We start from the raw sequence: 22,191 nt of genomic DNA, 5'->3' as shown, positions 1-22,191 counted from the left end.
GAGCCTATATGTCTTCATCATCGGTAAAGAAAACCATGATTCTGGGAGCGGTGCTGGTTGCCAGCCTGCTGCTGACGGGAAGTGCCGTTACCTGGTGGACCAATAATCTGCAACGTCAGGCCGATGACGAGGTGGAGCGCTTCAACCAGGCCAGCCTGGTGTTTCGGGACACCCGTTTTAACGTGGTGCAGATTCAGCAGTTTCTGACCGATGCCGGGGCGACTGGCGAAGGTGGGGACGATTACCGTGATGCTGCGGAAAACCTCAAGCAGGCGATGCAGAACCTGGATGTGTTGCAAACCATGTTGCCGGATGCAGCATCCGAGGTAGGACAGATCAAGCCTTTGGTGCAGGCATTGCACCAGACGGGTGTAATAATGGCCGAGGCCTATATCCATCAGGGACGGGAGGCTGGCAATGCCATCATGAAGGCCAAGGGGAACGGGTTTGATGATTCCACCGAAGCCATCAACAAGAGCCTGGACCAGCTGGCGCAAAGCCTGGCGAACAAGAGCAAGCAAACCCAGCAGTACAAGACCACGGTGCGGGACAATGCCGTGCTGGCCTATGCGCTGATTGCCATTCTCACCACCTTGAGCGTGCTGGGTATCAGCCTGCTGCAATACCGTCGCCTGCTGCGGATTCTGGGTGGCGAACCGCCTACGCGGCCAGCATTGCCAACACCATTGCCAGTGGCAATCTGGCGGTGGAAATCATCGACCGCTCCGGCCATGACAACAGCCTGTTGTCCACCATGCGTCATATGGCCGAGCAGCTGACCTTGTACATGCGCAAGATCGACCTGAACACCAAGCAGGTGGTGCAGTCGTCCTACCAGATTTCCGACATTTCCAGCCATATTGCCGATACCTCCAATGAAGAGGAGCAGCATTCTGCCGCCGTGCGCCAGGCAACGTCGGACCTGTCGCAAACAGCCAGAACCGTGCTGGACCTTGCCGGCAGCGTGACCGAACACGCCGACAAGGCGCGCAGGAGCGCACACGACAGCATGTCCACCATGCGTGACAACATCCGCGAGATGGATGCTGCGGTGGCCGAGGCGCACCATGCCGAAACCCGCATTGTGGCGCTGGGCGAAGCCAACCAGAAAATCCAGGTGATTACCCAGTCCATTGCCAGCATCACCGACCAGACCAACCTGCTGGCGCTGAATGCGGCGATTGAGGCGGCACGCGCCGGCGAGCATGGCCGCGGCTTTGCCGTGGTGGCGGACGAAGTACGCAAGCTGGCACAGAATGCGGCCAAGGCTACCGACGAAATCACCCAGATCATCAACAGCCTGGGGACGCTGATTCAGGAAAATACCGAGTCAGTGCAAGGCATCATCAGCAGCACGCGGCTGGGCATGGAAAAAGCCGAACAGGCCAGCCAGTCCATCAGCGGGCTGGTGGAGGATATCGAAGGCAATGTGACGGCGGCCCGGCAAATCGGCGCGGCCAGCCAGGAGCAGATGGCAAGGCTGGAATCCATGCGCGGCCAGCTGGAAACCCTGCTGACCACGCTGAGTGACAATGCCTACAAAGTGCATACCACCGGCGCCATCAGCGAGGTGCTGTTCCGCACCTCCACCGATTTGCGCACCATCATGGAAAGCTTCCAGTTTGACCAGTCCAGCCAGATAGAGGCGATTGCCAACGACAACCGCAGGCTGCCACGCGTGCGCCAGCATATTCTGGTGCAGGTGAAGGATGGCGACCAGTTGCGCGATGCCATTACCGAGGACTTCAGTCTGTCCGGCATCAAGCTGCGCCTGCCGCTGGCGCTGAACCGGGCCGAGCACAGCCTCATGCAACTGCAGGTATTGCTGCCGCATGACAGCATTGATGATTACCGCGAGCAGGCACCGCTGAAACTGACTGCCCGGGTGAAGTGGCTGCAGACGGAGAACAATGGCGAAATTTACGGTCTGGAATTTGTCGACATCAGCCCGCGCCAGAAGGACGAACTGAAAGCCTGTTTCGAGTTCTTCAATCACAGCCATGAATATGTCTGACAGCCACACGACATACGCCTGACCAGCCATCACCCAGCGCCCCGGACCGTAAGCAGCGACCGGGGCGTTTCAGTCTGGCAGCGGAATGCGGCTGCTGGCTTTCACTTCTTTCAGCGCCAGATTTGAATGGATGGCACTGATGCCCGGCACGGCGCGCAATTGCTCGACAAAGGCGCTGTAGTCGTCCAGATCCCTGGCCAGCACCACCAGCAGATAATCCGCCTCGCCGGTGATTTTGTGACAGGACAGTACTTGTTCATGGTCGCGGATCAGCGCTTCAAAGCGGTTGGGCTCCTGATCGCCGACATTGCCAAAGCGCAGGCTGACATAGGCCAGTACATCCAGCCCCAGTTTGCGGCGGTCCAGATTGGCCTGATAACCCAGGATATAGCCCTCTTCTTCCAGCCTTTTGAGCCGTCGCCAGCAGGGCGTCACACTGAGTGACAACTGCTCGGCCAGTTTGGGCGTGGACATGGCACCGTCACGCTGCAAATGCTGCAGGATGGCCTTGTCCACTGCATCCAGTGCGTCATCTGTTTTGTTCTTTCTCATTTTTTGCCAATTCCATTATTTTCTTTGCGCAGTTTGGCTTTTTTATAACAAGAAAAGCAAAATATTTTTCCTGTCTGGCAAGCATACTGTGCAACAGGACAACAGCCAGCCAGGGTTAACATGCTTACTTTTTATAATCCGGACCACCAACTGCACCACGCCTCCGAACTGAAGGATGGCAAGGTGTCGCCCTGCTTTGAAATGCCGCATCGTGCCGACACCATTCTGGAGCGGGTGCGCCACAGCGGCCTGGGGGAAATTGCCAGGGCGGCGCACTATGACAGCGCGCGTTATGCACGGGTACACAGTGAACGCTACGTGCGTTTTCTGGAGCAGGCCTGGCAGGAATGGAGTGCGCTGGGCCATCAGCATGATGCACTGCCACTGGTGTGGCCGGTGCGGGATTTGCGCAGTGATATCGAGCCGGAACATATCGACGGCAAGCTGGGGTTTTATGCCATGGATGCCGGGGTGGCCATCACCAGCGGTACCTGGCAGGCGGTGCGCGGCAGCGCGGATACAGCACTCAGCGCCATGGACCACCTGCTGCAAGGCCACGACAGTGCTTTTGCGCTATGCCGCCCGCCCGGCCACCATGCGGCAGCGGAGTACATGGGCGGTTACTGCTATCTGAACAATGCGGCCATTGCCGCGCAGTCCTGCCTGGATCAGGGTGGCAAGCGGGTTGTGGTGCTGGATGTGGACTTTCACCATGGCAACGGCACGCAAAGCATTTTCTACCAGCGCCCGGATGTGCTGTTTGTCTCGCTGCATGGCGACCCGCGCCGCTCCTACCCGTATTTTTCCGGCCATCGTGACGAAACCGGCAGCGGAGCCGGCGTGGGCTTCAACCTCAACTACCCGTTGCCACACGGCACCGACTGGGCGGCCTACGCAATTGCCCTGCAAGATGCCTGCCAGCGCATCCGCGCCTATCAGCCGGACGCGGTGGTGATTTCACTGGGGGTGGATACCTTCGAGCACGACCCCATCAGCCATTTCAGGCTGGCAAGCCCGGACTACCTGCGCATGGGGGCCAGCATTGGCGCCATTGGTGCACCCACGCTGTTCGTGATGGAGGGTGGCTATATGGTGGAGGAAATCGGCATCAACGCAGTGAATGTGTTGCAGGGCTTTGCTGACGCACGCTGAAACTGGCCATGTAACAACGGGCGGCGGACCTCCCGGTCGGCGCGCCCGTATTTATTCAGTATTTAGCCCAGGCTGGCAAAAGCCTGTTCAAAATCGGCAATCAGGTCGCCCACCTCTTCCAGCCCGACCGACACCCGTACCATGCCGTCCGGAATATCCATTTCCTTGCGTTTTTCCGGGCCGGCTTCCCAGAAAATGGTGGAGGCCACCGGAATCACCAGCGTGCGGGTATCGCCCAGGCCAGTGGCCTTGATCGGCACTTGCAGGGTATTGAGCAGGGTATTGGTTTGTGCGGCGTCGTACAGTTCGAAGGACAGCAGCCAGGCATTGCCACGGAACAGTTCACGCGCGCGCTGGTATTGCGGGTGGCTGGGCAGGCCCGGATAGGACACCTTGCGCACTGCCGGGTGTGCTTCCAGGTATTCGGCCAGTTGCTGGGCGGTGTTGCTGCAGTGCCCTACCCGCAAGGCCAGCGTTTCCATGCCGATGGAAATCAGGTTGGCATGCTCGGACGACAGCGACGCACCCATGTCGCGCAAGGCTTTCTTGCGGATCTGGGTCAGGCCTTGCTGGGCAGCCGGGCCCTTGCGGTAGTCGTCTGCGATATTCGGATAGGCAGACCAATCAAACAGGCCGGTATCCGTCACCGCGCCACCCAGTGCCGCACCATGGCCGGCCAGGGTCTTGGTGAGCGAGTTCACCACCAGGCTGGCACCAACACTGGCCGGGGTGAACAATGCGGCCGAGGTAATGGTGTTGTCCACCACATACACCAGACCATGGGCCTGACACAGCTGGCCTATGCCTTGCAGGTCGGCAATCTGGGTGCCGGGGTTGGCAATGGTTTCCACGAAGACCATGCGGGTGGCAGGAGTGAGGGCAGCCGCCACGCTGTCCGCCGAGGCCATGTCCACCATGCTCACCTCCACACCGAACTGGCGCAGCGTGCCCAGCAGGCTGTTGGTATTGCCGAACACGTGGCGGCTGGAGACGATATGGTCGCCCGCCTTCAGCAAAGACAGGAAAATCGCGGCAATCGCGCCCATGCCGGTGGCAAAACAGACGGTGCCAATGCCGTGTTCGATTTCGGTGATCTTGGCTTCCAGCGCCGCCGTGGTGGGTGTGCCCTGACGGGCGTAATTGAAGCCGCCTTTCTTGCTGCCCTGGAAAATGCCGATCAGGTCTTCAACGCTTTCCAGACCGTACTGTACCGAGTTGTGTACCGGAGCGCGCAACGCGCCATATTCCATGCCCGCGCGACGGTCACGATGCACGATGGTGGTGGAGAGGCCCTGCTTGTCTGTTTTACTCATTATCCTGTTTCCTGATGTGGGCCATCCGCACCCTGTCCGGTGGCGAATGGCCGGTGTCGGCGGCTCTGCCGCCTGTTTTGTCCTGTCTGGTGATCGTCGTTTTTCAGCGCTGCTGCAGCAGGCGGTTCACCGTCGCCATGTTCTTGCCATTGATGACCTGCGGCAAACCGGCGGCCAGCAGCATTTTCCTGGCATGCCCTGCACGCATGCCGGCCTGGCAGTACAGCACCACCGGCCTTGCCTCTGCCAGCAGCTGTGCGCTGTGGGCGGGAATATCCGCCAGCGGGATATTGATGGCACCCGTCACGTGCGCACCGGCAAACTCAGCGGGCTCGCGTACATCCACCACCAGCACATTGGCAGGCAATGCCACTGGCTTGCCTGCGCCGAAGAGCAGCCGGGAAATGAAATTGAACATGCTGTCCTTGATTGAAGCAGTCCCTGCGTCCGGCAACATGCAGGCGCGCGGATGGGGCTTATTTTAACCAGAGCCAGCGGTACTTGCCCGGCTTCTTTGTCAAAAAACGGAAGTCTGGTGAACATCGGCATGGTGTAGGCGGGGTGATACCGGCGGAAGCGCCAAGCGGACGGAAGACTGGGTGAATCTGGCAGGCAGACATGACAAAGGCCGGAGAGTCCGGCCTTTGCGGTGTACTGCTGGCTGAAGCTGACTTGAAGCCTGTCAGTGCGCGGCGGCGGATACTGCAGGCATGAGCGCCGGTGCCGACGGTAAACAGCCGGTTTGCAGCAACAGGTTTTCAAAATGCTGCAACTGTGCCCGCGCTTCTTTTACTTTTTCATCCAGTGCAAAAAATTCCAGCGTGTAGGCTTCAATCTTGCTGCCATCGCGGTTTGTCATCGATTTCCCCTTGTGCTTTAGTTTGGGTGTTTATCGACGCGGGTGGCAAAAGCTTGAGGCAACTGGTAGTGAAAAGCTGTAAATCATTTCTGCAGTGATGCATCCCCCGCGCTGGCACAGCTGGCGGCAGTACGTGCCGGACTGGTCTGGCGCGGGTCGAATTGCCACCATTGCACGCCGCGTTCGGTCAGCGACAGCCAGTCCAGCCTGCCATCGCGGCGTGGCAGGCCGACACTGCCCACCGGCCGCCAGGGCACAGGACGGCCCTTGCTCTCACGCAGCAGGCCTTGCAGTTGCAGGCTGTCCGGCCCGGCAGCCAGCTGCATCAAGCGGCCATCCGCCGTGGGGGTAAACACCGTAGTGCCGCTCACCATCAGCCCGGCCTCGCGCACCGTGGCGGGCAGGCAATCGAGACGGGCCTTCAACTGGCCGGCACTGTCCAGCAGCCAGGCCACCCCTTGTCCCTTGATGGTGGCCAGCACCACAAAACGTGACACGGCAGGCAGCCAGGCCAGATTGTAGTGGTACAGCTGCAAATCAGCGGACAGCAGACGGATATCGCTCAGGCTGCCGCGCTGCGGGTCCAGCACGGCCATGTTCAGTTGACCGGTGTTCTGCCTGTCGGTGATTTGCTGCCACACCAGCAAGGCCGTGCGCTCGCCACCGGCCAGCATGGGCCACCAGGCACGCTGTTCGTCCACTACGTCAATCGACTGCAGGATTTCACCCTGCCCGTCGTAAACCTGCACATACACCCCGTTGCCGCTGCCCTGCCCGTTTACGCCGTCGCCATCCACCCAGCCATCGGAATAAAACAGCACAAAACGCTCGCCCACTGCTGCCACATGGCCGGAGTGACCGCCGGACACTGCAGTTTGCGGATAAGGCTTGATCGGTCGCATGGCGGCATCGTAAACCGCGTAGCGCTGGCTGACTTCGTCCTTGCTGTTCCAGCCGTCTTCAAATGTCAGCATCACATGGCCGCTACGGTTACGCGCGGCGGAAACCGGCTCCTGCGCTTCCGGCCTGGCAATCAGGATTTGCGGCTGGCCTTGCACAGCTTCGTCACTGTGCCAGTGCAGCAGATAGACATCATGCTGCCACCGACCCTGTGCATCTTCCCCGCGTGGCGGTAAACCGGCACTGCTGAAAAACACATCGTAGTTGCCGTTCTGCGCTGTTGGCAGTGCCACCACGCCATGCATGAAGCTGCGCAGGTCTTGCTGACTGCGCGGTGCAGCCTGCGTGTCTGCCAGCATCAACAGGCACATGCATAGCCCGGCAAGGTGGCGTGAAAACAGGCTGACTGATGAGCGCTGCTGCATGATTTCTCCGTTCTGGAGTCGGTAACTGTTTTGCTGTCATGACAGGAAATAGTGGCTACCAGAGCATTTTGCAGGAGCAAGCCACCCGCTTTTTCCGCCTGGCAGGACGGCGCATTTGCCTGCATGGCCTTTGCTTGATAAATATCAATATTCGCTTATTTACTAATAATAAGACATCTCTTATATTCACGTTTTCTTATCTGGCAACTGCAAGCCGGTAGCAAAACCGCGTCACCCACGCACAGGCAAGCCACAGGCACAGGTCAAGCCACCCTTTCCCCGCACGAGGCAATATATACCATGAGCACTTTCAATGCCGTTCTGGCCCGCAACGCTGCCGGCCTTCCCACCGCCGACCGTCAGGCCGCCCACAGCGTCGCCTTCTCCCACTACAACAATCTGTCGGCACAGCTACCGCTGGACCGCGCCACCGGCCAGCTGGTAGCCGGTGGTATCCGTCAGCAGGCAGAACAGTGCTTCGAGAATATCCGCAGCATCGTGGAAAGCATCAATCACAGCATGGATGATGTGGTGCGCATCACCATCTTCCTGCGTGATATCGCCGACCTGGCCACGGTGAATGCCGTGTACGCCACTTTCTTCCCGGTTTACGTACCGGCCCTGACCGCCGTGGCCGTGCATGACCTGCCACTGGGCGCGCTGCTGCAGGTGGAAGCGCTGCTGTCCAATGGCGAAGGCACCATTCCGAATGCACCGCAAGCCGGCGACCTGATCAAGCTGGCGCGCAATACCGACAGCGCACCCTGCTCTGCCCTGTCCACCCAGACCGTAGCGTTTTCCCATTACAACAATCTGACCGCACAACTTCCGGTCAACCCGCATACCGGCGTGCTGGTGGAAGGCGGCATCGAGGAGCAGGCCGCCCAGTGCCTGCGCAATATCAAGGCCATTCTGAACAGCATTGACGTGCCGTTTGACGACATTGTCAAAATCAACCTGTACCTGACCGATCTGGCCGACCTGCCCGCAGTGGACGCTGTTTACAGCACTTTCTTCCCGGATTCCGCCATTGCCCGCAGCCATGCCTATTTCCCGGCCCGCAGCGTGATTCCGGCACAGGCGCTGCCGCAGGCAGCCCGTATCCAGATCGAAGCCGTGGTATCGCATGGCGACGGCACCCCGCCGCAAGCAGTGGAAGACCGTCACGGTATTGTCATCCGTACCGGCCGCAGCGCGGACGTGCCGCAAGACAAGCTGGCCACGCAGTCGGTTGCCTTCTCGCACTACAACCACATTTCCGCACTGCTGCCCGTTAGCGCCCATGACGGCAAGGTAGTGGCTGGTGGCATTGCCGCGCAAACCCGCCAGTGTCTGGAACACTTGCAGAACATTACACAGAGCATTGAGCACAGCCTGGCGGATGTGGTGAAAGTGAATATCTGCCTGACCCGGCTGGCCGACCTGCCACTGGTGGATGCGGTGTATCGGGATTACTTCCCCAGCGCCACACCGGCCCGTCGCATTATCGGTGTAGCCAGCCTGCCGGCGGGTGCGGACATCCAGATTGATGCCGTGCTGGCCAATGCCGAAGGCACTGCCCCGCGCAACTGAAGCAGCTTGACTGGCCAAACCACAGCGCCTGGCGAACCCGGTACTGCCGGGTCCGCTAGTCGCTGCGGTATTGCTGCCACACCAGTTGACTCAGTCGCAGCAGCCGGGCGTGCTGCTCCGGCGTCCAGGCCGCAGCGCAGGACAGGCGCACGCAATGGCGATAGCCGCCGCGTGGCGAAAACAGCGGCCCCGGTGCCAGGCCTATGCCTTCCTGCCGGGCTTGCTGGTGCAAGACCAGACTGTCGAAGCCCTGCGGAAACACCAGCCACAAGGCAAAGCCGCCTTGCGGCGCGGTGTATTGCACATCAGCCGGAAAATGCTGTGTCAGACCCTGCAACAAGCCTTGCATCTGGCTGGCAATGGCACGACGCAGGCGCCGCATGTGGCGGGGATAGGCGCCGCTTTCCAGAAAACGCGCCAATACCGCCTGATTCAACGTAGGCGTGGAGTGCGTGCTGAGGTATTTCTGCACCTCCACCTGGTTGCGATAGCGACCCGGATCTATCCAGCCTATGCGCAAGCCAGGGGCCACATCCTTGGTGAGCGAGGCGCAATACAGCACGTTGCCGCTACGATCAAACGCCTTGATCGGGCGTGGCCGCTGCCTGCCGTAGTAAAACTCGCCGTAAACATCATCCTCGATCAGCGGAATGCCACGCTCGGCCAGCATGTCGGCCACTTTTTCCTTGGCGGCATCCGGCATCAGCGCGCCCAGCGGATTGGAAAAATTGGGCACCAGAATCACCGCCTTGATGGCGGAATCGCGGGTAGCCAGCTCCAGCGCGTCTACCGAAATGCCGCTCACCGGATCGGTGGGAATCTCCACCACGCGCAAACCCAGCACTTTCAGCGTGAACAGCAGCGAAAAATAGGCCGGTGACTCCACCGCCACTACATCACCCGGCCGGGTAAGCGCACGCAAGGCCAGGTTAAGCGCCTCGATGGTGCCCTGGGTGACAATCAGCTGTTCCGGATGCAATTGACCACCCCACTCCAGTGCCAGCCGCGCAATCTGACGCTTGAAGGCTGGCAGGCCGCTGGGCGCCCGTAGTCGGACAGCAGGTCCGGGTGATGACGCATGCAGTCCAGCGTCATGCGTTGCAACTGGGCGGTGGGCAGCAGGTCGTGCGGTGCCACAGCACTGCGAAAACCCTGCATGCGCTCGGTGTGCTGCTCGGATTGGTCCTCGACATAGCTCCACAACAATGGGTCAACCGACACCTCGGTGGCCGCGGCCAGGCGCAGCAAGGGCGTGCTGTCGCTACGCTGGCGCACAAAGTAGCCGGACTGTGGCCGCGCCTCCACCAGGCCCTGGTCCTCCAGCAGGCGGAAAGCCTGCTGGACGGTGCTGAGGCTAAGACCCCGCCGCAATTTCATGTCGCGCAGCGACGGCAGACGCTCGCCCACGCGCAATACGCGGCTGGCGATCTGGGCGGCGATGTCATCGGCCAGTTGCTGGTAAAGAGGCTGCTTGTCCATGCCTCCATGATAAGGGATTGCATCACGGCCACCACGGACAGTTGTGCACAAAAACAGGCAGTACAGTTGCAAAAAAACCTGTGCTGTCATGGCTGTTTTTGGCCAACTGTGTGGCTACCGGCGCTGTTTTGCCAGCGCTAAGCTGTTTGGCATCAACCGCAGCGGAGCACACGACATGACCACATTGCTACTGAAACAGGGTGAATTGCTAAGCCTGCAAGGCCGCCTGCCACACAGCCTGAGCGTGCAGCAAGGACGGGTATGGATCAGCTACTGCGGCCAGGATGTGATTCTGGTGCGTGGTGCCAGCTGGACGCCGGGCAAGGCCAGCGGGGAAGCACTGTTGCTGGAAGCCGTTGGCGGCCCGGCGCAGCTGAGTTTGCAGTTGCAGGGTGAGCACAGCCTGTTGCAACTGGCCAGCTGCGGCTAGTCTGGCTGGCCGAAGGTTTCGTGCAGGAAGTCCAGCATGGCGGTGAGCTTGGCCTGATGCTGACGGCCCGGCGGGTACAAGGCGGTGAGCGGCATGCTGTCGTCCACCCGCCACGGCTGCAGGATTTCCACCAGCCTGCCATCCTGCAATGCCGGTTCCAGCAAGAAGGCCGACTGGCGGATGATGCCGGCCCCGGCCAAGGCCAGGCTGAGCAGGGATTCGGCACTGTCCACGCTCAGCCGGGCGCTGACATCCACCCGGCGCAATGCGCCATCCACCATGAAGGGCCACTGGTCGGCCTGCTCCACATCCGCCACCACCAGGCACTGGTGCTGTGCCAGCTGGTCCGGGTGCTCTGGGCTGCCAAACTGGCGCAGATAGGCCGGTGCCGCACACACCTTGCGCGGCAGGCTGGCAATGGGGCGCGCCACCAGATTGTCCACCGGGCCCAGCGGCCCCAGCCGCAAGCCCAGGTCGAAACCGTCGGCGGCGATGTCCACCAGATGGTCGCTCACCGACAGGGCCAGCCGTAGCTGCGGGTAACGCGCCATGAAGCGTGGCAGCGCCGGTAGCAATTGCTGGTTGCCAAAAGCAGTGCCCACGGTAATGCGCAGCGTGCCTTGCGGAATATTGCGGCCAAAACGCAGGTCGGCCTCGGCGCTGGCCAGGTCGTCCACGATGCGCCGGGCATGGGCGATGAAACGCTCGCCCTCCGCCGTAGCCACCACCCGGCGGGTACTGCGGGCAAACAGGCGGCAGCCCAGGCGTTTTTCCAGCCGGTCTATTGCCTTGGACAAGGCCGAGGCCGTCAGCCCCAGCCGTTCTGCCGCGCGGGTGAAGCTGGCGCTTTCGCTCAGATACAGCACGGCCAGCAATTCGGTGGTTTGCGTTTCTATCATATTGCTGAATCTGTTTCAGTAATGATTTTCCTGACAGACAGATTCTAAAACCCACCATGCGTAATAAGCTAGGTTTTTCACGGAGGACAGCTCATGCACACCCAACTGCACACCCTGTTTCAGGCCAAGGCCTGGGCTAACCGGCAATTGTTTGCCCTGCTGGAACAACAACTACCGGCCCTGTCTGCCGATACCAGGACCGCTGCCATACGCATGCTGAACCATGTGTGGCTGGTGGAGCAGATCTTCCAGGCCAATCTGCAACAGCTGCCGCACGGCTTTGACGCGCTGAACACACCGGAAACCCCAACGCTGGCCGAGCTGAAGGCCCGTCAGCAGGCCAGCGATGGCTGGTATCTGCATTATCTGGACAGTGTGGACGCCAGCCAGCTGACCGAGGCGGTGGACTTCCGCTTTGTCGATGGCAAGCCGGGCAGGATGCAGCGCTGTGAGATGCTGCTGCACCTGATTACCCACGGCAGCTATCATCGCGGCATGGTGGGACGCATGCTGGCGGAGGCGGATATCCGCCCGCCCAAGGACAGCCTCACCATCTTTCTGCATCAAACTGCCTGAACGGGAGAACACAATGGCGCAATTCGTGGTGGAAGTGGAATGGCAACGCAGCGGTCAGGATTTTCTTGATCGTCGCTACAGCCGCAAGCATGTGCTGCGCTTTGATGGCGGCGCCGAAGTGGCGGGTTCGTCCTCCCCCGCCGTGGTGCCGCTGCCGATGTCGGATGCCAGCGCGGTGGACCCGGAAGAAGCCTTCGTGGCGGCGCTGTCCAGCTGCCACATGCTGTGGTTTCTGGACCTGGCCGCCCGTGCCGGTTTTACCGTAGAGCGTTATCTGGACCGGGCCAGTGGCGAGATGGGCAAGAATGCGGCCGGGCAACTGGCCATTACCCGCGTCACGCTGCGGCCGGATGTGCAATTTGGCAGTGCCAACCCGCCCAGCGCGGCCCAGCATGCCCAGCTGCACCATCAGGCGCACAGCAACTGCTTTATTGCCAATTCCGTGACATCTACCGTGCTGTGCCAGCCGGTGGGGCTGGACCACACACCGGTCTAGCCATCATGCACAGCCTTGCGCTGCTGCGGGCTGCACCATGGCGGGCAGGCTGGCTTCGGCCATGGCCTCGCCCACCAGAATGATGGCCGGGCTACCCATGCCAGCGGCCAGGGCGTCGGCTTCCAGCGTGGCCAGCGTGCTTAGCAGACGCTGCTCCTGCGGCGTGCTGGCCCACTGCACCACCGCCACCGGTGTGCTGGCTGGCAGGTGCTGCAGCAGCGCCTGATTCAGGCTGGCAATGCGGCTCATGCCCATATAGATGGCCAAAGTAGTGCCGGTGGCGGCCAGTGCCTGCCAGTCCGGCTCGCTGTGGTCCTGTGCGTGGGCAGTCACCAGCGTCACGCCTCTGCAATGCTGGCGATGGGTGAGCGATACATTCAGGCTGGCGGCTGCCGCCAGTGCCGCACTGATGCCGTTCACCACGTCCACCTCGATACCGTGTTGTTGCAGGTAGCGGATTTCCTCACCGGCACGGCCAAACAACAGTACCTCACCGCCCTTCACCCGCACCACCCGCCTGCCCTGCATGGCATAGCGACGCATCAGGCGCTGGATGAAATCCTGCGGCGTGGACTTGCAACCACCGCGCTTGCCCACCCGTACCACCTGCGCCTGCGGGGCCAGGCTGACGATGTCCGGGTTGACCAGCTCGTCCAGCAGCAGCACCTCCGCCGCCTGCAACTGGCGCACCGCCTTGAGGGTGAGCAGTTCCAGATCGCCGGGCCCGGCCCCCAGCAGCACCACCTTGCCTGTTTCGCGTTTCATATTCTTGCTCCCTGTTCAGGCAGGCTGCGCCACGCTGGCGGCCATGCGTTTGATTTCCGGCATACAGGAACCGCAGACGCTGCCACAGCCCAGTGTGCCCTTGAGTTGTTCCACACTATCGCCCCGCTCCAGACACTGGCGGATGGCGTTTTCGCCTACCTGCTTGCACTGACAGACGATTTTTTCCCGTACTACAGTACGCTGTCCGGCCGGGGCAAACACGGTCAGGCGCGATCCCTGCCATTGTTCCCTCGCTTGCAGTTGCTGCAGCAGGCTGTCCGCTGCCGGGCCGTCTGTCGTACTGCTGCTGGAAAACACAAAACCAGACAGACGGCCATCGGCCCAGGCCACGCGCTTGACCACACCGCGCCGGTCATCGCGATACTCCAGTACATCCGGACCGGGCTGCAGGCCCAGCACATCCAGCAGCTGTTGCAGCCAGTCATCCAGCGCCGTCGCATGCGCGGCGCGCAACAATAAAATATCCGGGCCATGCAAGGCAATGGCGGCATAGCTGCACTGGCAAAGAAGCGGTGCCAGCCGCGCCTGCATGGCCGGCAGGTCGTCACAGTGCAGCGCCGCCGTCACCCGCCACGGCAGGCTGATTTTTTCTACCTTGACGCGGCATGCTTGAGTTCCGGCTGGAAGGACTGGCCATCCACCTGCGGCTGGCTGGTTTCGTTGATGCCGCCACTATTGAGAAACTGGCCATTCCAGTGCATGGCGGCAAATACCGTGCCGCCGGGCAGTTCGCGGCTGGTGGCAAGCGGCAATACCAGCTGGCCGCGCTTGCTGCTGATGCGTACCAGATCGCCCGTTTGCAGGCCACGGCGTTCGGCATCGTCCGGGTGCATCTCCAGTGCCGGTTCCGGGCGGTGGGCAAACAGCTGCGGCAGACGGCCGGTGCGGCTCATGCCATGCCACTGGTCACGCAGCCGACCAGTCAGCAGACGGAAGGGGTAATGCGCCGACACATTCTCTGCCGGTGGCTGGTAGCGCACGGCATGAAAACGCGCCCGGCCATTGGCAGTGGCAAACACGCCATCGACATAGCGTCGCGCCTGCGCTTGCACCGCACCAGCAGGCCGCGGCCATTGCTGCGGCCCGGCGCTGTCCAGCACCGCATAACTCAGCCCGCTGATGTCCAGATCCCGCCCGGCGGTGAGTGCGCAATGTTCGTCAAACACACTGGCGACTTCAGTATCAGCAAACAGGCTGGCAGCGCCGGGATACAGCAAGGCCTCCAGACGGCGGGCAATCTGGCTGACAATCCAGCCATCGCTTTGCGCCTCGCCCGGTGGTGGCACGGCGGCACGCACCCGGCTGATGCGGCGTTCGGAATTGGTGACCGTGCCTTCTTTTTCACCCCAGGTGGCTGCGGGCAGCAGGATGTCGGCCAGCGCGGTGGTGTCGGTATGGGCAAAGGCATCCTGCACCACCACCAGCTCGGCCTTGGCCAAAGCGGCGCGTACCTGGGGCAGATTGGGCAGCGAGTGCGCCGGATTGCTGCAGGCAATCCAGATAGCCTTGATGCGCCCCTGCTGCAATGCGTCGAACATGGCAATGGCGGGCAAGCCGGGCGTGGCCGACAGCCGCTCCGCCGGCACACCCCAGTGGGCGGCCACTTCGGCACGGTGCGCGGCATTGTCGATATCACGGTGCGCCGCCAGCATGGTGGCCATGCCGCCTACTTCGCGCCCACCCATGGCATTGGGCTGGCCGGTGAGCGAAAACGGCCCGGCACCGGGCTTGCCAATCTGCCCGGTGGCCAGATGCAGGTTGATCAGCGCCAGGTTCTTGTCAGTACCGTGGCTGGACTGGTTCAGCCCCATGCAGTACAGCGACAGGCTGGCCGGGCTGCGGCCAAACCACTCGGCAGCCTGGATCAGGTCTTCTTCGCGGATGCCGCAGATTTCCGCCGCCATGTTGGGCGTGGTGTTGCGCACCATCTGCTTGAGTTCGGCAAAGCCTTCGGTATGGGCGCTGATGTAATCCGCTGCCACTAGCCCTTCCCAGATCAGGTGATGCAGCATGCCGTTGAACAGCGCCACATCGGTGCCGGGCTGAATCTGCAAATGCAGGTCGGCCATGGCGGCGGTGTCGGTGCGGCGCGGGTCAATCACAATCCAGCGCGTGTCCGGCCGCGCCGCACGGGCTTCTTCCAGCCGACGCAGCAGCACCGGGTGGGCGTAGGCCAGATTGCTGCCGGCAAACAGCACGCAGTCGGCCTGTTCCAGATCGGCATAACAGCTGGGCGGGCCATCTGCGCCAAAGGCTTTTTTATAGGCGGTAACGGCGCTGGACATGCACAGGCGGGAGTTGGTGTCGATATTGTTGGTGCCCACCACGCCCTTGGCCAGCTTGTTGAACAGATAGTAGTCCTCGGTCAGCAACTGGCCAGACACGTAAAATGCCACCGCATCCGGCCCGTGCTGGTGGATGATGCGGGCAAAACTTTCGGCCACGCTGTCCAGCGCTTCATCCCAGCCAACACGCTGGCGAGGCGCATCGCGGGTGAGCCGCATTTCCGGGTACAGCGCACGGCCACTGTCACTGGCGGCACTGGCCGCCAGGTTCAGCCCCTTGCTGCACAGCCGGCCAAAATTGGCCGGGTGTTCCGGGTCGCCCCGTACACCTGTTATGCGCCCGTCTTCGCTGGCAATCAGCACGCCACAGCCTGTGCCGCAATAGCAGCAGGTGGAGCGGGTTTCAGTCCTGCCCATTTTGCTCATCCTTTTCTGATGACAAGGTCCCGTTGCAATCGTCCTTGTTCACAAACCCAGCAGCACCATGCCGTGTTCCAGCTTTACCGGAAAATGGCGGGCACAGCCTTCATCCGGCGCGCGTGCTGCGCCAGTAGCCAGGTCGATATTCCAGCTGTGCAGCGGGCAAGTCACCGACTCGCCATGCACAATGCCCTGGCTCAGCGGCCCGCCCTTGTGCGGGCAGCGGTCCAATAGGGCAAATACCTTGTCATCATGGGTGCGGAACACCGCCACATTGCCGCTGGCGCGTTCCACCACCCGGCTGCCTTGTGGCGGAATGTCGGTAAGGGCGCAAATCTGAACCCAGTGTTGGCTGTCTGTCATGCTGTGCGCTCCTCAGGCTTCCAGTTTGATCGGGATGAATTCGTTTTTCTGCGCCCCGGCAATGCGTGCTGCCCACGGGTCGGGCAGGCCTTGTAGCGAGAACAGCAGCCGCTGGTACAAGGCCTGTCGGCTGGCAGCATCGGTCACTACCCTGGCCTTGATGACATCCAGGCCGACACGGGCGATGTAGTGCACGGTGCGGTCCAGGTAATAGGCTTCCTCGCGGTACAGCTGCAGGAAGGCGCCGCTGTATTCCTTTACCTCCTCGGCGGTTTTCACCTTGCACAGGAATTGCGCCACCTCGGTCTTGATGCCGCCGTTGCCGCCTACATACAGCTCCCAGCCGGAATCCACCGCAATCACCCCCACGTCCTTGATGCCGGCTTCGGCACAGTTGCGCGGGCAGCCGGACACCGCCAGCTTCACCTTGTGCGGCGACCACATATTGGCCAGCATGGTTTCCAGATCAATACCCATCTGGGTGCTGTTCTGGGTGCCAAAGCGGCAGAACTCGCTGCCGACACAGGTTTTCACCGTGCGGATGGATTTGCCGTAGGCATGGCCGGACTGCATGCCCAGGTCCTGCCACACATTGACCAGGTCTTCCTTCTTCACGCCCAGCAGATCGATGCGCTGGCCACCAGTGACTTTCACCATCGGCACCTGGTATTTGTCGGCCACATCGGCAATGCGGCGCAGCTCGCTGGCGGTGGTGACGCCACCCTTCATCTGCGGAATCACCGAGAAGGTGCCGTCCTTCTGGATATTGGCGTGCACCCGTTCGTTGACGAAACGGCTTTGCGGGTCGTCCACTGCCTCATGCGGCCAGCTGGACAGCAGGTAGTAGTTGATGGCCGGGCGGCAGGTGGCACAGCCATTGGGCGTGCGCCATTCCAGAAAATGGAATACCTCGGCATGGGTCAGCAGGTGCTGTTCGCGGATGGCCTTGCGCACTTCTCCGTGGCTGCGCTCGGTACAGCCGCACACCGCCTTGGTCTTGGGCGTTTCCTGAAAGTCGGTACCCACTACGCTCATCAATATCTGCTCTACCAGGCCGGAGCAGGAACCGCAGGAACTGGCGGCCTTGGTGTGCTTTTTCACCTCGTCCAGCGTGAACAGGCCCTTGTCCTTGATGGCCTTGACGATGCTTCCCTTGCACACGCCGTTGCAGCCGCATACTTCGTCGCTGTCCTGCATGCAGGCGGCCTTGCTCTGGCCTTGCACGCCGGCATCGCCAATGGCGGATTCGCCAAACATCAGCGTGTCGCGCAAATCCGCCACCGAGCGGCCTTCGCGCAGCAGCTTGAAGTACCAGGCACCGTCGGCGGTATCGCCATACAGGCAGACCCCGGCCAGCTTGTCGTCCTTGATCACCAGCTTCTTGTACACGCCGCCGGCAGGGTCGGACAGCACGATGTCCTCCATGCCCTCCCCGCCCATGAAGTCGCCAGCCGAGAACAAATCAATCCCGGTGACTTTCAGCTTGGTGGACAGCACCGAGCCCTGATAGCGGCCAATACCCAGCTGGGCCAGATGGTTGGCGCACACCTTGGCCTGCTCGAACAGCGGAGCTACCAGACCATAGGCCACGCCACGATGGCTGACGCACTCGCCCACTGCATACACCCGCGGGTCGTAGGTTTGCAGCGCATCGCTCACCACGATGCCGCGTTCGCAGTGCAGGCCGCAGGATTCGGCCAGTGCGGTATTGGGGCGAATGCCCACCGCCATCACCACCAGCTGCGCGTCCACCTGCTCGCCATCGCTAAAGCGCACCCCGGCCACGCCACCCTGGCCGTCATCCAGAATGGCGGCGGTCTGCTTGCCCAGCAAAAAGCCGATGCCACGCTCTTCCAGCGCCCGGCGCAGCAGGCCACCGGCTACGTCGTCCAGCTGACGGTCCAGCAGCCAGTCACCCAGATGCACCACGGTAACCTCCATGCCTCGCAGCTTCAGGCCGTTGCAGCCTCCAGCCCCAACAGGCCACCGCCAATCACCACCGCCTGACGCTTGGTTTTGGCGGCTTCCATCATCAGCTCGGTATCGCGGATGTCACGATAGCTGATGACGCCATCCAGCTCCTTGCCCGGGACTGGCAAGATGAAGGGCGTGGAGCCGGTGGCCAGCAGCAGGCGGTCGTACGCCGCCTCGGTGCCATCCTCGGCGATGACTTTGCGGCGGACCCGGTCGATGGTGGCCACATTCTTGCCCATGTGGAGGGTGATGCCGTGCTCGGCGTACCACTCCACGCTGTTGAGAATGATGTCCTTGAAATCCTGCTCCCCGGCCAGCACCGGCGACAGCAAAATGCGGTTGTAATTGGGGTGCGGCTCGGCCCCGAATACGGTGATGTCGTACAAATCCGGGGCCAGGCCCAGCAACTCTTCCACGGTGCGGATGCCGGCCATGCCATTGCCCACCACCACCAGCTTTTGCCGGGTCTTGCCCTGCAGTTCTGCCATGTTCATCCTGCTCTCCCTTGCTTCTTATACCCGTGCCGCGGCAACGGTCCAGCCACTGCGCCAGCGTTGTTTCACCCCGGAGAGGCTCAGCCAGGCCAGGCAGCACAGGCAGGCAAACAACCACAGGCCTGCTGCATAAGCACCGGTAGCCTGCTTGATGGCCCCGAGGCTGGCGGCCAGCGCAAAACCACCCACCCCGCCCGCCATCCCCACCAGACCTGTCATCACGCCGATTTCCTTGCCAAAGCGCTGCGGCACCAGCTGGAACACCGCACCGTTACCGGCGCCGAGGCACAGCATGGCCAGAATGAACAGCACCAGTGCCATCGAAGAACCACCCACATTGAAACCGGCCGCGCCAATCAGCAGCGCACAGCACAGATACACCGCGAGCAAGGAACGGGTGCCGCCCAGACGGTCGGCCAGCATGCCGCCCAGCGGCCGCATCACCGAACCGGCAAACACACAGGCGGCGGTGTACAGCCCTGCGGTTTTGGCATCAAAGGCAAACTGGTCGTGAAAGTAACCCGGCAGCGCGCTGGCAAAGCCGGAGAAGCCGCCAAAGGTCATCGAATAGAAAAACATGAACCACCAGGCGTCCTTTTCCTTCAGCACTGCCAGATAGTCGGCCAGCTTCTTGGCTGGCGGCGCATTGGGTGCGTCCTTGGCACAGCAGGTGAAGATGAGCAGCGCGGCAATGAGCGGAATGCAGGCCAGGCCGAACACGTTCTGCCAGCCAAAAGCCAGTGCCAGCGCCGGGGCAAACAAGGCGGCCAGCACGGTGCCGGAGTTACCCGCCCCGGCAATGCCCATGGCCGTGCCCTGATGCTGCGGCGGATACCAGCGCGAGGCCAGCGGCAGCGATACCGCAAACGAAGCCCCGGCCACGCCCAGGAACAGGCCCAGCAGCAGCGCGCCACCCAGGCTGGCAATGCCGATCTGCCAAGCCCCCAGCAAGGCGGCAATCACCACCAGCTGGCCGATGATGCCGGCCCCGCGCGCGCCGATGCGGTCCACCAGCACACCCATCAACAGGCGCAGGATGGCCCCGGCGAGGATGGGCGTGGCCACCATCAGGCCGCGTTGCTGGGTGGACAGATGCAGTGCGCTGGCAATGGGCACCTGCAAGGGCCCCAGCAGATACCACACCATGAAACTGAGGTCGAAATACAGAAAGGCTGAAAACAGGGTCGGCTTGTGTCCGGCTTGCCAGAAAGTGCGGTCCATGTAGTACTCCTGTCGGGGAAGCGTGCTTCCCGCCAAATGGCCAAAACAAAAACGGCGCCCTCCCTGACGGTGAAGTCAGGAGAGGACGCCGTTGTCCGTATCGGTAGTGGCCGCCGTTGGCCACTGCCGTGATGTATGGTGCAGTCAGCACGCCGTTGCGCTGCTACACCGCACTTATCGCAATTTGCGTGCCAACCGGAAAATGCTGTTTGCGGGACTATTCATGCCGGTTTTGCCCGGATATTGCACCGCATCAGTGCGTGTATTGCGACAGCGCACCGACACTGGGCGCACTGCCGGAATAATCTGGCCAGTGGCTGCCGTCCATCAGCACGCTGTGGCGGTCATGTACAGCGGGCAATGACAAGCCGCAGGCTCGGGCCGCTTGCTCATACAAGGCGGTCTGGTTGACGCTGGCCACCACGGCGGCCGCGTCATTGCCCTGCCACATGCCCCAGCGCCGGTATTGCTGCAAAAACCACAAGGCATCCGACGGATATGGGTAATTGACGCGACCTTCATCACAAAAATGCAGTGGACCGGCATCCGCCGCGGTCCAGTGTTGCAGGATCAACTCCGCCGGCATGGCCAGGCAGTCCTCCGCGGCCAGCCAGGCGGCAGCCAGTGCGTGGTTTTCCGGCTGGTCCAGCCAGTGGCAGGCCAGCAGCAGCGCCTGTACCAGACGCCCGGCTACATCCGGCTGTTGCTGTGCCAGTTCGCGTCGGCAAGCCAGTACCTTTTCCGGATGATTCGGCCAGATGACCGCACTGTCCGTCACCAGGCTGGCTACCCCGCGCTGCTGCGCCAGTGCATGCCAGGGCTGGCCGGCACAGAATCCGTCCAACACACCGGCCTGCATGGCATCGCTCATTTGTGCCGGTGGAATCACCACGCAACGGGCATCGCGCAAGGGATGCACCCCCTGGGCGGCCAGCCAGTAATACAGCCACATGGCGTGAGTGCCGGTGGGAAAGGTATGTGCCAGTGCCAGCGGGCGGCCCAGTTGCTGGCTGATTTCCATCAGGCTGGCACCCTGGCAATAGGCATCGGCCAAAGCCGGAGCCAGGCTGATACCCTGCCCGTTCTGGTTCAGCGTCATCAGGATGGCCATGTCGCAGGGCGGATTACCCAGGCCCAGCTGCATGCCATACACCAGCCCGTACAGTGCATGCGCGGCATCCAGCTGGCCGCTGATCAGCTTGTCGCGCACCGCCGACCAGGACGGCTGGCGGTGCAGGCAGAATTGCAGACCCATTTCACGGTCCAGCCCCAGACGCTGCGCCACCACCAGCGGTGCGCAATCTGTCAGTGCGACAAAGCCCAGGTTCAGTGTGTGCAAGCATGCGGGAACAGTCATGAATGTCTTTCAGCCCAGCAGCTTGCTGGAGTTGATCAGTTGGCGGGACAGTTCGGCCAGCCGCAAGCCGCTTTGCATGGCCTGGCTGCGCAGCAGCGCATAGGCGTCGGCTTCGGACAGCTGGCGGCGCTCCATCAGGATGCCCTTGGCACGTTCGATCAGCTTGCGCTCTGCCAGTTGCTCTTCCATTTGCAGCAGTCGCTTTTTGAGACGGGCGTCTTCTTCAAACTTGACCCGCGCCATGTCGATGATCGGTGCCAGGCGGCTGGCCGCCACCTGATCCACCACATAGGCGGTGACACCGGCACTGACCGCAGCCTGAATGGCGGGCAAGCCGCCTTGCTCGGCAAACATCACCACCGGGCGTGGCGCGGCATGGCCCATCAGTGCCAGCTGCTCCAGTGTGTCGCGGGAGGGGGATTCGGTATCAATGATGATGATGTCGGGAGACTGGCTGTCCACCAGCTGCAAAAGCTCTGCCGCGCCTTGCGCCTGTGCCACCACCAGATAGCCAGCCGCCGTCAGCGCAGCATGCAGCTGCGCCATCGGGCGGTCGGTATCGTTGACCAGTAATAGTCGTAATGGAGTGGAAGCAGTCATGGCAGCCATCATCGGGTGATGACC

24 protein-coding genes are annotated in these 22,191 nt (G+C 61.9%); 7 read left to right on the top strand and 17 right to left on the bottom strand.

Going from position 1 to position 22,191, the window contains the following annotated elements; translation table 11 throughout:
- Nucleotides 1–8 precede the first annotated feature (8 nt).
- Entirely contained in the window at nt 9–779 is a 771-nt protein-coding gene (locus AWT75_RS07560; protein WP_153013265.1) for a CHASE3 domain-containing protein, read from the top strand.
- Nucleotides 707–2,014 (top strand): methyl-accepting chemotaxis protein, encoded by a 1,308-nt coding sequence (locus AWT75_RS07555; RefSeq protein ID WP_062788583.1) that lies wholly within the window; start codon nt 707–709, stop codon nt 2,012–2,014. The genes AWT75_RS07560 and AWT75_RS07555 overlap by 73 nt, the downstream gene beginning before the upstream one ends.
- Nucleotides 2,015–2,083: 69 nt before the next feature.
- Here the strand turns inward: AWT75_RS07555 and AWT75_RS07550 are convergent, their stop codons facing one another.
- Complete coding sequence (locus tag AWT75_RS07550; RefSeq protein WP_045847312.1) at nt 2,084–2,566, bottom strand: Lrp/AsnC family transcriptional regulator; 483 nt, start codon at nt 2,564–2,566, stop codon at nt 2,084–2,086.
- A 120-nt stretch (nt 2,567–2,686) separates the two neighbouring features.
- Between AWT75_RS07550 and AWT75_RS07545 the strand changes: the two genes are divergently transcribed.
- Nucleotides 2,687–3,718, top strand: a complete 1,032-nt coding sequence (locus tag AWT75_RS07545; RefSeq protein WP_062788581.1) for a histone deacetylase family protein — start codon at nt 2,687–2,689, stop codon at nt 3,716–3,718.
- A gap of 62 nt (nt 3,719–3,780) precedes the next feature.
- Here the strand turns inward: AWT75_RS07545 and AWT75_RS07540 are convergent, their stop codons facing one another.
- The 4 genes from AWT75_RS07540 to AWT75_RS07530 all read right to left on the bottom strand — a co-directional run bounded on the left by AWT75_RS07540 (nt 3,781) and on the right by AWT75_RS07530 (nt 7,215).
- A complete protein-coding gene (locus AWT75_RS07540; RefSeq protein ID WP_062788579.1) occupies nt 3,781–5,031 on the bottom strand; it encodes a cystathionine gamma-synthase family protein in 1,251 nt (416 codons plus the stop codon).
- A gap of 103 nt (nt 5,032–5,134) precedes the next feature.
- Nucleotides 5,135–5,449 (bottom strand): rhodanese-like domain-containing protein, encoded by a 315-nt coding sequence (locus AWT75_RS07535; protein WP_062788577.1) that lies wholly within the window; start codon nt 5,447–5,449, stop codon nt 5,135–5,137.
- Nucleotides 5,450–5,713: 264 nt separating this feature from the next.
- Nucleotides 5,714–5,890, bottom strand: coding sequence for a hypothetical protein (locus AWT75_RS21665; RefSeq protein ID WP_161937732.1), 177 nt, complete (start codon nt 5,888–5,890; stop codon nt 5,714–5,716).
- An 83-nt stretch (nt 5,891–5,973) separates the two neighbouring features.
- Nucleotides 5,974–7,215, bottom strand: coding sequence for a hypothetical protein (locus tag AWT75_RS07530; protein ID WP_062788575.1), 1,242 nt, complete (start codon nt 7,213–7,215; stop codon nt 5,974–5,976).
- Between the two features lie 300 nt (nt 7,216–7,515).
- Here AWT75_RS07530 and AWT75_RS07525 point away from each other — a divergent pair, with 300 nt between their 5' ends.
- Nucleotides 7,516–8,787, top strand: a complete 1,272-nt coding sequence (locus AWT75_RS07525; RefSeq protein WP_062788573.1) for a RidA family protein — start codon at nt 7,516–7,518, stop codon at nt 8,785–8,787.
- Nucleotides 8,788–8,842: 55 nt separating this feature from the next.
- Here the strand turns inward: AWT75_RS07525 and AWT75_RS07520 are convergent, their stop codons facing one another.
- Together AWT75_RS07520 and AWT75_RS07515 are read right to left on the bottom strand one after the other, a co-directional pair.
- Entirely contained in the window at nt 8,843–9,784 is a 942-nt protein-coding gene (locus AWT75_RS07520; RefSeq protein ID WP_338021293.1) for an aminotransferase-like domain-containing protein, read from the bottom strand.
- On the bottom strand, nt 9,748–10,266 hold the full coding sequence (locus tag AWT75_RS07515) for a GntR family transcriptional regulator (RefSeq protein ID WP_062788569.1): 519 nt from the start codon (nt 10,264–10,266) through the stop codon (nt 9,748–9,750). Before AWT75_RS07515 ends, AWT75_RS07520 begins: the two co-directional genes overlap by 37 nt.
- A gap of 175 nt (nt 10,267–10,441) precedes the next feature.
- Here AWT75_RS07515 and AWT75_RS07510 point away from each other — a divergent pair, with 175 nt between their 5' ends.
- Nucleotides 10,442–10,696 carry a hypothetical protein gene (locus AWT75_RS07510; RefSeq protein ID WP_153013264.1) on the top strand — a complete coding sequence of 85 codons (255 nt, stop codon included), beginning with the start codon at nt 10,442–10,444 and terminating at the stop codon, nt 10,694–10,696.
- Here AWT75_RS07510 and AWT75_RS07505 read toward each other — a convergent pair.
- Nucleotides 10,693–11,595, bottom strand: a complete 903-nt coding sequence (locus AWT75_RS07505) for a LysR family transcriptional regulator (RefSeq protein WP_045847319.1) — start codon at nt 11,593–11,595, stop codon at nt 10,693–10,695. The genes AWT75_RS07510 and AWT75_RS07505 overlap by 4 nt on opposite strands.
- A 93-nt stretch (nt 11,596–11,688) precedes the next feature.
- Between AWT75_RS07505 and AWT75_RS07500 the strand changes: the two genes are divergently transcribed.
- Nucleotides 11,689–12,171, top strand: a complete 483-nt coding sequence (locus AWT75_RS07500) for a DinB family protein (RefSeq protein ID WP_062788565.1) — start codon at nt 11,689–11,691, stop codon at nt 12,169–12,171.
- Between the two features lie 13 nt (nt 12,172–12,184).
- Nucleotides 12,185–12,667 (top strand): OsmC family protein, encoded by a 483-nt coding sequence (locus AWT75_RS07495; protein WP_062788562.1) that lies wholly within the window; start codon nt 12,185–12,187, stop codon nt 12,665–12,667.
- 3 nt (nt 12,668–12,670) lie between these two features.
- On the opposite strand, the gene cobA is transcribed toward AWT75_RS07495, so the two are convergent.
- The 9 genes from cobA to AWT75_RS07460 form a co-directional block, all read right to left on the bottom strand.
- On the bottom strand, nt 12,671–13,432 hold the full coding sequence (cobA, locus tag AWT75_RS07490; protein ID WP_062788560.1) for a uroporphyrinogen-III C-methyltransferase: 762 nt from the start codon (nt 13,430–13,432) through the stop codon (nt 12,671–12,673).
- Between the two features lie 15 nt (nt 13,433–13,447).
- Nucleotides 13,448–14,020, bottom strand: coding sequence for a (2Fe-2S)-binding protein (locus tag AWT75_RS22740; protein ID WP_239689507.1), 573 nt, complete (start codon nt 14,018–14,020; stop codon nt 13,448–13,450).
- 23 nt (nt 14,021–14,043) lie between these two features.
- Entirely contained in the window at nt 14,044–16,155 is a 2,112-nt protein-coding gene (locus AWT75_RS07485; RefSeq protein WP_239689506.1) for a molybdopterin oxidoreductase family protein, read from the bottom strand.
- 48 nt (nt 16,156–16,203) lie between these two features.
- Nucleotides 16,204–16,521: a nitrite reductase small subunit NirD gene (gene nirD, locus AWT75_RS07480; protein WP_062788558.1), complete on the bottom strand. Its 318-nt coding sequence runs from the start codon at nt 16,519–16,521 to the stop codon at nt 16,204–16,206.
- A 12-nt stretch (nt 16,522–16,533) separates the two neighbouring features.
- A complete protein-coding gene (gene nirB / locus AWT75_RS07475; RefSeq protein WP_275575699.1) occupies nt 16,534–18,462 on the bottom strand; it encodes a nitrite reductase large subunit NirB in 1,929 nt (642 codons plus the stop codon).
- Between the two features lie 11 nt (nt 18,463–18,473).
- A complete protein-coding gene (locus tag AWT75_RS23430) occupies nt 18,474–18,983 on the bottom strand; it encodes an NAD(P)/FAD-dependent oxidoreductase (RefSeq protein ID WP_275575698.1) in 510 nt (169 codons plus the stop codon).
- Between the two features lie 24 nt (nt 18,984–19,007).
- A complete protein-coding gene (locus tag AWT75_RS07470; RefSeq protein WP_062788556.1) occupies nt 19,008–20,210 on the bottom strand; it encodes a nitrate/nitrite transporter in 1,203 nt (400 codons plus the stop codon).
- A gap of 253 nt (nt 20,211–20,463) precedes the next feature.
- Nucleotides 20,464–21,567, bottom strand: coding sequence for a CmpA/NrtA family ABC transporter substrate-binding protein (locus tag AWT75_RS07465; RefSeq protein WP_045847325.1), 1,104 nt, complete (start codon nt 21,565–21,567; stop codon nt 20,464–20,466).
- Nucleotides 21,568–21,576: 9 nt separating this feature from the next.
- Nucleotides 21,577–22,167, bottom strand: a complete 591-nt coding sequence (locus AWT75_RS07460) for an ANTAR domain-containing response regulator (protein WP_131359851.1) — start codon at nt 22,165–22,167, stop codon at nt 21,577–21,579.
- Nucleotides 22,168–22,191: the final 24 nt, after the last annotated feature.

Origin of the sequence: Aquitalea pelogenes, from assembly GCF_001515305.1 — a bacterium.
Classification (GTDB): Bacteria; Pseudomonadota; Gammaproteobacteria; order Burkholderiales; family Chromobacteriaceae; genus Aquitalea; species Aquitalea pelogenes.
The sequence above is the reverse complement of the archived record's forward strand: the minus strand, read 5'-3'. Positions and strand labels throughout refer to the sequence as shown.

Bases quoted from the DNA above. Each gene is read 5' to 3' on its own strand.
- AWT75_RS07560 (WP_153013265.1), top strand. From the start codon at position 9: ATGTCTTCATCATCGGTAAAGAAAACCATGATTCTGGGAGCGGTGCTG.
- AWT75_RS07550 (WP_045847312.1), bottom strand. From the start codon at position 2,566: ATGAGAAAGAACAAAACAGATGACGCACTGGATGCAGTGGACAAGGCC.
- AWT75_RS07545 (WP_062788581.1), top strand. From the start codon at position 2,687: ATGCTTACTTTTTATAATCCGGACCACCAACTGCACCACGCCTCCGAA.
- AWT75_RS07540 (WP_062788579.1), bottom strand. From the start codon at position 5,031: ATGAGTAAAACAGACAAGCAGGGCCTCTCCACCACCATCGTGCATCGT.
- AWT75_RS07535 (WP_062788577.1), bottom strand. From the start codon at position 5,449: ATGTTCAATTTCATTTCCCGGCTGCTCTTCGGCGCAGGCAAGCCAGTG.
- AWT75_RS21665 (WP_161937732.1), bottom strand. From the start codon at position 5,890: ATGACAAACCGCGATGGCAGCAAGATTGAAGCCTACACGCTGGAATTT.
- AWT75_RS07530 (WP_062788575.1), bottom strand. From the start codon at position 7,215: ATGCAGCAGCGCTCATCAGTCAGCCTGTTTTCACGCCACCTTGCCGGG.
- AWT75_RS07525 (WP_062788573.1), top strand. From the start codon at position 7,516: ATGAGCACTTTCAATGCCGTTCTGGCCCGCAACGCTGCCGGCCTTCCC.
- AWT75_RS07515 (WP_062788569.1), bottom strand. From the start codon at position 10,266: ATGGACAAGCAGCCTCTTTACCAGCAACTGGCCGATGACATCGCCGCC.
- AWT75_RS07510 (WP_153013264.1), top strand. From the start codon at position 10,442: ATGACCACATTGCTACTGAAACAGGGTGAATTGCTAAGCCTGCAAGGC.
- AWT75_RS07505 (WP_045847319.1), bottom strand. From the start codon at position 11,595: ATGATAGAAACGCAAACCACCGAATTGCTGGCCGTGCTGTATCTGAGC.
- AWT75_RS07500 (WP_062788565.1), top strand. From the start codon at position 11,689: ATGCACACCCAACTGCACACCCTGTTTCAGGCCAAGGCCTGGGCTAAC.
- AWT75_RS07495 (WP_062788562.1), top strand. From the start codon at position 12,185: ATGGCGCAATTCGTGGTGGAAGTGGAATGGCAACGCAGCGGTCAGGAT.
- cobA (WP_062788560.1), bottom strand. From the start codon at position 13,432: ATGAAACGCGAAACAGGCAAGGTGGTGCTGCTGGGGGCCGGGCCCGGC.
- AWT75_RS07485 (WP_239689506.1), bottom strand. From the start codon at position 16,155: ATGGGCAGGACTGAAACCCGCTCCACCTGCTGCTATTGCGGCACAGGC.
- nirD (WP_062788558.1), bottom strand. From the start codon at position 16,521: ATGACAGACAGCCAACACTGGGTTCAGATTTGCGCCCTTACCGACATT.
- nirB (WP_275575699.1), bottom strand. From the start codon at position 18,462: ATGGAGGTTACCGTGGTGCATCTGGGTGACTGGCTGCTGGACCGTCAG.
- AWT75_RS23430 (WP_275575698.1), bottom strand. From the start codon at position 18,983: ATGGCAGAACTGCAGGGCAAGACCCGGCAAAAGCTGGTGGTGGTGGGC.
- AWT75_RS07470 (WP_062788556.1), bottom strand. From the start codon at position 20,210: ATGGACCGCACTTTCTGGCAAGCCGGACACAAGCCGACCCTGTTTTCA.
- AWT75_RS07465 (WP_045847325.1), bottom strand. From the start codon at position 21,567: ATGACTGTTCCCGCATGCTTGCACACACTGAACCTGGGCTTTGTCGCA.
- AWT75_RS07460 (WP_131359851.1), bottom strand. From the start codon at position 22,167: ATGACTGCTTCCACTCCATTACGACTATTACTGGTCAACGATACCGAC.